Below are 8,397 nucleotides of genomic sequence, written 5' to 3' on the forward strand. Positions count from 1 at the left end.
CCACCTCGCCTGGACCGGCACCCCGGCCCCGGCCGTGGCGGCCGACGCCGCCGAGGCGGCCCTGGTCGCGCTCGCCGAGACGGCCGGGACGGGCGCGGCATGACCGACACCCCGGAGAAGCTGCGGCGGCTGCGCGAGCAGTCGCCCGCCAAGTACGCCCTTCTGATGAGCCGGCTGCGCCAACGCGCCGCCGCGGCCCCCGCCGGGATCACCCGCCGCCCCTCGGGCGGCGGGGCCCCGCTCTCCTACGCCCAGCAGCGGCTGTGGTTCCTCGCCCAGCTCAACCCGGGCGACACCGCGTACAACATGCCGTACGCGCTGCGCCTGACGGGCCCGGTGGACCTCGACCTGGCGACCGCCGCCTTCCAGGCGCTGGTGCGCCGGCACGAGACCCTGCGCACCACCTTCGGCTCGGTGGACGGCGAACCGGTGCAGCTGGTCGCCGAGGCGCGGGCCGTCGACTGGCGGCCCGAGACGGTCGACCTGCGCGGCGCCGCCGACGCCGAGGACGAGGTGCGCCGGCTCGCCGCCACCCACGCGGCCACCCCGTTCGACCTCAGCCGCGGCCCGCTGTTCCGGGTGACCCTGGTCCGGCTGAGCGACGACGAGACCGTCGTCCTGCTCAACCTGCACCACATCATCACCGACGACTGGTCGATGGGCGTGCTCACCCGGGAGTTCGCCGCCGTCTACGCGGCGCTGCGCGCGGGCGGCACCGACCCGCTGCCGCCGCTGGACGTCCAGTACGCCGACTACGCCCACTGGCAGCGCGGGCACAGCGCCGAGAGCCGGGCCGAGGGCCTGGCCCACTGGCGCGAGCGCTTCCGCGGCGAACTGCCCAGCCTCGCCGTGCCCACCGACCGGGCCCGCCCGCCGGTGCAGACCTACGCCGGGCGGACCCGCTCGATCCACCTGTCCGCCGAGGCGACCGCCGGCCTGCGGGCCGTCGCCGCCGAGGCCGGCGCGACCCTGTTCATGACCCTGCTGGCCGGCTACACGGCCCTGCTGCACCGCTACTCCGGGCAGGACGACCTGGTGGTCGGCACCTCGGTGGCCGGCCGCGGCCGGCCCGAGACCGAGCCGCTCATCGGGTTCCTGGTGAACACCCTGGCCCTGCGCGCCGACCTCTCCGGCGACCCGGCCTTCGGCGAGCTGCTGGCCCGCACCAAGCGGGCCTGCCTGGCCGACTTCGCCCACCTCGACGTGCCGTTCGAGCAGGTGGTGGAGGAGATCCAGCCGGACCGCGACCTCAGCCGCGCCCCGCTGTTCCAGACCATGCTGTCGCTGCACAACGTGCCGCGCGCCGACCTCGACCTGGCCGGCCTGCGGATCTCCCCGTTCACCGGGGAGGGCAAGCGCACCGCGATGTACGACCTCTCCCTGGACGTCGTCGACGAGGGCGAACGGCTGTGCTGCGACTGGGAGTACAACACCGACCTGTACACCGACGCGACGATCGGGCGGATGGCCGGCCACTTCGAGCGGCTGCTGCTGGCCGCGGTCGCCGACCCGGCGCTGCGGGTGTCCGAGCTGCCGCTGCTCTCGGAGGAGGAGCGCACCGAGGCGCTCACCCGGGACAACCGGATCTCGGTGGAGGTCGGCCCCGACGAGTGCGTCCACCGGCTGTTCGAGCAGCACGTCCGCGCCACCCCCGACGCCGTCGCGGTGGTGGACGGTGAGGACCGGGTCAGCTACCGCGAACTCGACCGCCGGGCCGGGATCGTGGCCGCCCGGCTGCGCGCCCTCGGCGTCGGCCCGGAAGTCCGGGTCGGGCTGTGCGCGCCGCGCTGCGCCGACTCGGTGGCCGCGGTGCTCGGCGTCCTCAAGGCCGGCGGCGCCTACGTGCCGCTGGACCCGGCCAACCCGGTGGAGCGGCTGCGCTTCATCCTGACCGACGCCTCCGTCCGGCTGCTGCTCACCCGGCACGACATCGCCGGCACCGTGCCCGGCCTCACCGACGGGATGACCGTCGGCTGGTTCGACGACTGGCTGGCCGAGGACGCCACCGAAACGGCCGCCGTGGCCGACGCGGTGGAGCCGGTGGCCGACAACCTGGCCTTCCTGGTGTACACCTCCGGCTCCACCGGCCGGGCCAAGGGCGCCATGCTCACCCACGGCGCGCTGATGAGCGCCTACCGCTCCTGGGAGCGGGTCTACGAGCTGGGCACCGTGGTGCGCCGGCACCTCCAGGCCGCCAACATCGCCTTCGACGTGTTCACCGGCGACATGGTCCGCGCCCTGGGCTCCGGCGGCACCCTGGTGCTCTGCCAGCGCGAGACGCTGCTCGACCCGGCCAAGCTGTACGACCTGCTCCAGCGCGAGCGGGTCGACTTCGCCGACCTCGTCCCCGTGGTGATCCGGCTGCTCAGCGCCCACGTCACCGAACAGGGCAGGCTGCTGGACAACTTCAAGGTGCTGGCGGTCGGCGCGGACATCTGGTTCATGCGCGACTACTGGAACCTCAAGAAGCTCTGCCCGCCCGGCACCCGGCTGGTCAACTCGTACGGCATCACCGAATCCACGGTGGACAGCGGCCTGTTCGAGACCCCGATGCCGGAGCGCTCCGAGGAGGAGCCCGTCCCGATCGGACGGCCGCTGCCCAACACCCAGTTCTACGTCCTGGACGACCGGCTCCAGCCGGTGCCGGTCGGGGTCAACGGGACGCTGTACATCGGCGGCCTGGCGCTGGCCCGCGGCTACGTCGGCCGGCCCGCGCTGACCGCCGAGCGCTTCCTGCCGCACCCGTTCGGCGACCGGCCCGGCGACCGCCTCTACAACACCGGCGACCTCGCCCGGCTGCTGCCCGGCGGCGACGTCGAGGTGCTGGGCCGGGTGGACCGCCAGGTGAAGATCCGCGGCTTCCGGATCGAGCTGGAGGAGGTCGAGTCCGTCCTCGGCCAGCACCCCGAGGTGCAGGCCGCGGCGGTCGTCGTCCACGTGGACGCCAAGGGCGAGCGGCGGCTCGCCGGGTACGTCGAGCCGCGCGCGGGCCGCACCCCCGAGCCGCTCGCCCTCCAGGACCACCTGCGCACCCAACTGCCGTACTACATGGTGCCGTCCACCATCACCCTGCTCGACCGGATGCCGCTGAACGCCAACGGCAAGCACGATCGCAAGGCCCTCCCGGCGCCCGCCGGGGAGCCGGTCGAGCGGCCCGCGGAGGCGGTGTTCGCCACCGCCACCGAGGAACTGGTCGCCGGGATCTGGACCAAGGTCCTGGGCGGCCGGGAGGTCACCGCCGAGGACGACTTCTTCCAACTCGGCGGGCACAGCCTGCTGGTGCCCCGGGTGCTGTTCGAACTGCGCCGTGCCTGCGCGGTGGACCTGCCGCTGATCGCCCTGTTCGAGGCGACCACGGTGGCCGAACTGGCCCAGCGGGTGGACGCCGCCCGCACCGCGCCGGCCGGCGCCGAGGCCGTCGACCAGGGTGCCGGGCCGAGCGCACCGCCGGAGCTGGACCCGGAGATCCGGGTGGCCCCCGGCGCGGGCCGCCCCCGGACCGGGGAGCCCTCGGCGGTGCTGCTCACCGGTGCCACCGGCTTCCTGGGCGCCCACCTGCTGGACGGGCTGCTGCGCGGCACCCGGGCCACCGTGCACTGCCTGCTGCGGGCCGAGGACACGGAGGACGGCCGCCGGCGGCTGGTCAAGGCCCTCGACGGCTACGGGCTGCCCGCGCCCGAGCCGGGCCGGGTGGTGATCGAGCCCGGTGACCTGGCGCAGCCGCTGCTCGGCCTGCCCGCCGAGCGCTTCGACGCACTCGCCCGCACGGTGGACGCCGTCCACCACAGCGGCGCCTGGGTGAGCTTCACCCTGCCGTACGCCACGCTGCGGGCCGCCAACGTGGACGGCACCCAGGAGGTGCTGCGGCTGGCCGCGCGGGGCGGGGGCATCCCCGTGCACCACGTCTCCACCGCCTCGGTGCCCGAGCCGGGCACGGCCGCCACGGCCGTCACGGGCGGCTACAACCAGAGCAAGTGGGCCGCCGAGCACCTGGCGGTCGCCGCCCGCGAGCGGGGCGTCCCGGTCGCCGTGTACCGCCCCGACTACATCGGCGGCCACAGCGGGACCGGAATCGGCAACCCGAAGGACTTGATCTGGGCGATCATCAAGGGCAGTGTTCAGCTGGGGTGTTACCCCGACCTGGACCTCCCGGTGCAGCTGGTGCCGGTGGACCGGGTCGCCGGCGCGGTGCTGGCGCTCGCCTCCCGCCCGGGAGCGGAGCCCGCCTCGTACGACCTGGCCCACCCCGAGCCGGTCGGCCTCGGCACGGTCTTCGACTGGGTCGCCGGCTACGGCTACCCGCTCCGCGAAGTCTCCTACGGCGACTGGCTGAGCGCCCTCCAGGAGTCCGCCGCGCACTCCTGGGACAACGCCCTCTTCCCGTTCCTGCCGCTGTTCGCCGCCCCCGGCGCGGGCGCGGCCCCCGCCGGGCTGGGCGCGGCCGTACCCGGCCCGGCCCGGCCCGCGTACCGGGAGTCCGGCACCGACTGCCCGCCGATCGACGAGCCCCTGCTGCACACGTACCTCACCGAGCTGGTCCGCAGCGGATACCTGCGGGAGCCCGGCGCGGCCCCGGACGACACCCCCCTGGAGAACGCATGACCACCGCGACCACCGCGAAGCCGCGGCGCGCGGCCCCGCCCCCGGCCCCCGGCGAGCGGGTCGGCCCGTTCCTGAAGTCCCACCTCGCCCGGTCCAAGGGCTGGATCGCGGCCCACCTCACCGGCTCGGTGGTGTGGCACCTGCTGGCCGCGGCGGTCCCGGTGGTGATCGGCGCCGCCTTCGACGCCCTGCTCGGCAGCACCCCCGACCGGGGGCGGTTCGACTCCATGGTGCTGGTGCTGCTGGCCCTGGTCGCGGTGCGCGGGATCGCCGGCTTCGTCGCCACCTACGCGCTGGAGGCGTACGCCTGCGGCCTGGAGCGCGACGTGCGCTCCACGCTGTTCTCGGCCCTGCTCCAGAAGGGCCAGGAGTTCTTCAACCGGCGCCGGGTGGGCGACCTCTCGGCCCGGGTCACCGGGGACGCCCAGGCCGTCAACCTGATGCTGTCGCCCGGCCTGGACCTCACCCTCGACATGCTGCTCGGGCTGATCGTGCCGGTGGTGTTCATCGGCCTGATCGACGCGCAACTGCTGCTGGTGCCCGTGGTGTTCCTGGTGCTGTTCGGAGTGGCGCTGGCCGAGTACGGCCGCCGGCTCGACCCGGCGGCCGGCGCCACCCGGGCCCGCTTCGGCGAGTTCAGCGCCCAGGTCTCGCAGACCATCGCGGGTATGGAGACCGTCGACGCCACCGGCCGCCGGGCCGCCGAGCAGCGCCGGTTCATGGCGAAGGCGACCGCCTACCGGGACGCCTCGGTGCGCCAGGCCAAGGAGCAGGCCCTCTACCTGCCCACCCTGCTGCTGGTGGCCGCGCTGGCGGCCGCCCTGCTGCACGGTGCCCACCTGGTCTCCACCGGTGATCTGACGATCGGTCAGTTCGTCGCCTTCCTGGGGCTGATGGGCGCCCTGCGGGCACCCACCCAGCTGGCCTCGTTCAGCGTCGGCCTGATCTTCCTCGGCATCGCCGGCGCCCGGCGGATCCTGGAGGTCATCACCGACCGCTCCGGCTCCGAGGACACCGAGGCCGGCCACCGGGCCGAACTCACCGGCACCGTGGTCTTCGACCGGGTCTCCTTCGGGCACGGCGACAAGCCGGTGCTGGAGGACATCTCCTTCACCGTGGAACCGGGCATGACGGTGGCCCTGGTCGGGCCGACCGGCAGCGGCAAGTCCACACTGCTGCAACTGCTGAACCGCACCTACGCGCCGGACTCCGGCGAGGTGCTCGTCGACGGGGTGGCCACCACCGCCTGGCACGCCCAGACGCTGCGCTCGCAGATCTCGGTGATCGAGCAGGACGTGGTGCTGTTCTCCCGGTCCATCGCGGACAACCTGGCCTTCGGCGCCGACCGGGAACCCACCCGGGACGAGCTGGAGGAGGCCGCGCGGGCCGCGCACGCCCACGAGTTCATCACCGGCACCGAGCACGGCTACGACACCGTGGTCGGCGAGCGCGGGGCCACCCTGTCCGGCGGCCAGCGCCAGCGCATCGCCATCGCCCGCGCCCTGCTGGCCGACCCGCGGATCCTCGTCCTGGACGACTCCACCAGCGCGGTGGACAGCGCCACCGAGGAGAGGATCCAGCAGGCCGTGCGGCGGGCCGCGGCGGGCCGCACCACCTTCATGGTCACCCCCCGGCTGTCCCGGATCCGCAGCGCCGACCTCGTCCTGGTCCTGGACCGGGGCCGGATCGTGGGCCGCGGACGCCACGAGGACCTGCTGGAGAGCTGCGAGCTGTACCACCGGATCTTCGCGCCGCACCTGCGGGAGACGGCCGGCCGGTCCGGAGAGGAAGTCCACTGATGGCAGACATACTCGACGGGATCACCGCCGACAGCTACGACCGCGCCTACGGCGACCGGGAGTTGCTGCGCCGGATCCGTCCCCTGTTCGCCGCCAAGGGCGGCACGGTGGCGCTGATCGCGCTGGCCGTGGTCGGCGCGGCGGTCGCCGGGGCGGCCTTCCCCCTGCTGGTCGCCTCCATCGTGGACGACGCCGCCCGCGAGAACGTCGGCGCGACGGTGCTGCCGCTGACCGCGGCCGCGCTCGGCACGGGCCTGGTCTCCTGGCTGCTGACCTTCTTCCAGCAGCGGGCCGTCGGCATCCTGGTCGGCGACGTCGTGCTGGAGATGCGCCGCCGGGCGTTCGAGGCGGTGCTCCGCCAGGACATGGCCTTCCACGACGCCCAGGCCTCCGGCTCGGTGGCCAGCCGGATCACCGCCGACACCCAGGCCTTCGGCACCCTCGCCACGCTCACCCTCGGGCTGGTCGGCCAGGTCCTGATGATCGGGCTGCTGCTGGTCGCGATGTTCGTCATCAACGTGCCGCTGGCGCTGGTCACCGCGGCCACGGCCGCCCTGATCGTGCTGGTCAGCCTGGGCTTCCGGTGGGTGTCGCGGCGGGCGTCCCAGCAGCAGCAGCGCTCGCTGGCGCAGATCAACGGCTATGTGCAGGAGACCCTGCGCGGCATCGCGGTGGCCCGCAACTTCCAGCGGGAGGAGTCCACCCACGCCGGGCTGGTCGAGGTGAACCAGCGCTGGTTCCGGGCCACCGTCCGGCTGAACCGGCTGTTCAGCGGGATCTTCCCGCTGCTGCTGACGCTCACCGGGCTGGGCACCGTCGGCGTGGTGGTGCTCGGCGGGGACCTGCTCACCGACGGCTCCGTCACGGCGGGGGAGTGGTCGCTGTTCCTGGAGGCCCTGACACTGTTCTGGTTCCCGCTGACCAGCATCGCCTCCTTCTGGAACCAGTTCCAGCAGGGCCTGGCCGCCTCCGAGCGGATCTTCGCCCTGGTCGACCTGGAGCCCGCGGTGCGCCAGAGCGACGCCCGCCCGGTGCCCCGGCTGGACGGCACCGTCGAGTTCCGCGCGGTCGACTTCGGCTACCGCGCCGACAAGCCCGTGCTGACCGGGCTCGACCTGAAGATCGACGCCGGCGAGACGGTCGCCCTGGTCGGCCACACCGGCGCCGGGAAGTCCAGCGTCATCCGGCTGATCACCCGGGCCTACGAGTTCGGCGGCGGTGAACTGCTCATCGACGGCCAGGACATCCGCACCCTGGACCTGGACGCCTACAAGAGCCACCTGGGCATCGTCCCGCAGGCGCCGTTCCTGTTCTCCGGCACCGTCGGGGAGAACATCGGCTACGGCCGGGCCGGCGCCACCCCCGAGGAGATCCTGGCCGCCGCCCGCTCGGTGGCCGGCGGCGACTGGCTGGACGTCCTGCCCGAGGGCATCGACACCCCGGTCAACGAGGGCGGCGGCACCCTGTCCGCGGGCCAGCGGCAACTGATCGTGCTGGCCCGGGTGATGCTCGGCAACCCGTCCCTGCTGATCCTCGACGAGGCCACCGCGAGCGTCGACCCGCTGACCGAGGCCCAGGTGCAGGAGGGGCTGGACGCGGTCTCCGCGGGCCGCACCACCGTGGTGGTCGCCCACCGGCTGCCCACCGTCCGCAAGGCCGACCGGATCCTCGTCGTCGACGCCGGCCGGATCGTCGAACAGGGCACCCACGACGCCCTGCTGGCGGCCGGCGGCCGGTACGCGGAGCTGTACGACCACTACTTCCGCCACCAGGCGCTCGACTTCCAGGCCGCCGAGGAGGACGCCGATGCCGTCCGCAGCTGACACCCCCCGCACCCTGGGCGGCCTGCTGGCCGCCGCCGCCGAGCGCTGGCCCGACCGCACGGCCGTCGAACTGGCGGGCACCGCACTGGACTTCGCCACCCTGCACCGGCAGACCGAGCGGGCCGCCGCCCGGCTCGCCGGGGCCGGGGCGGCCCCGGGCGGCACCGCCGTGC

Annotated in this window: 3 protein-coding genes and 1 pseudogene; all 4 read left to right on the plus strand. The window is 74.3% G+C overall.

The window, feature by feature from the left end; genetic code table 11:
* Nucleotides 1-99 precede the first annotated feature (99 nt).
* Nucleotides 100-4,602 (plus strand): non-ribosomal peptide synthetase, encoded by a 4,503-nt coding sequence (locus tag BG452_RS24370; RefSeq protein ID WP_188306499.1) that lies wholly within the window; start codon nt 100-102, stop codon nt 4,600-4,602.
* A complete protein-coding gene (locus BG452_RS24375) occupies nt 4,599-6,401 on the plus strand; it encodes an ABC transporter ATP-binding protein (protein ID WP_188306500.1) in 1,803 nt (600 codons plus the stop codon). Before BG452_RS24370 ends, BG452_RS24375 begins: the two co-directional genes overlap by 4 nt.
* The gene (locus BG452_RS24380) at nt 6,401-8,224 is read left to right on the plus strand and encodes an ABC transporter ATP-binding protein (protein WP_188306501.1); all 1,824 of its coding nucleotides are present in this window, start codon (nt 6,401-6,403) and stop codon (nt 8,222-8,224) included. Before BG452_RS24375 ends, BG452_RS24380 begins: the two co-directional genes overlap by 1 nt.
* Nucleotides 8,208-8,397: pseudogene (locus BG452_RS24385) on the plus strand (amino acid adenylation protein); the annotation flags it as partial. The gene BG452_RS24380 and the pseudogene BG452_RS24385, both read left to right, overlap by 17 nt.

It is taken from the genome of Streptomyces sp. CBMA123, assembly GCF_014596465.1.
Taxonomy (GTDB): domain Bacteria; phylum Actinomycetota; class Actinomycetes; order Streptomycetales; family Streptomycetaceae; genus Kitasatospora.

What these genes read in the sequence shown, in the direction of transcription:
- BG452_RS24370 (WP_188306499.1), top strand. Translation starts at nt 100, where the DNA reads ATGACCGACACCCCGGAGAAGCTGCGGCGGCTGCGCGAGCAGTCGCCC.
- BG452_RS24380 (WP_188306501.1), top strand. Translation starts at nt 6,401, where the DNA reads ATGGCAGACATACTCGACGGGATCACCGCCGACAGCTACGACCGCGCC.
- BG452_RS24375 (WP_188306500.1), top strand. Translation starts at nt 4,599, where the DNA reads ATGACCACCGCGACCACCGCGAAGCCGCGGCGCGCGGCCCCGCCCCCG.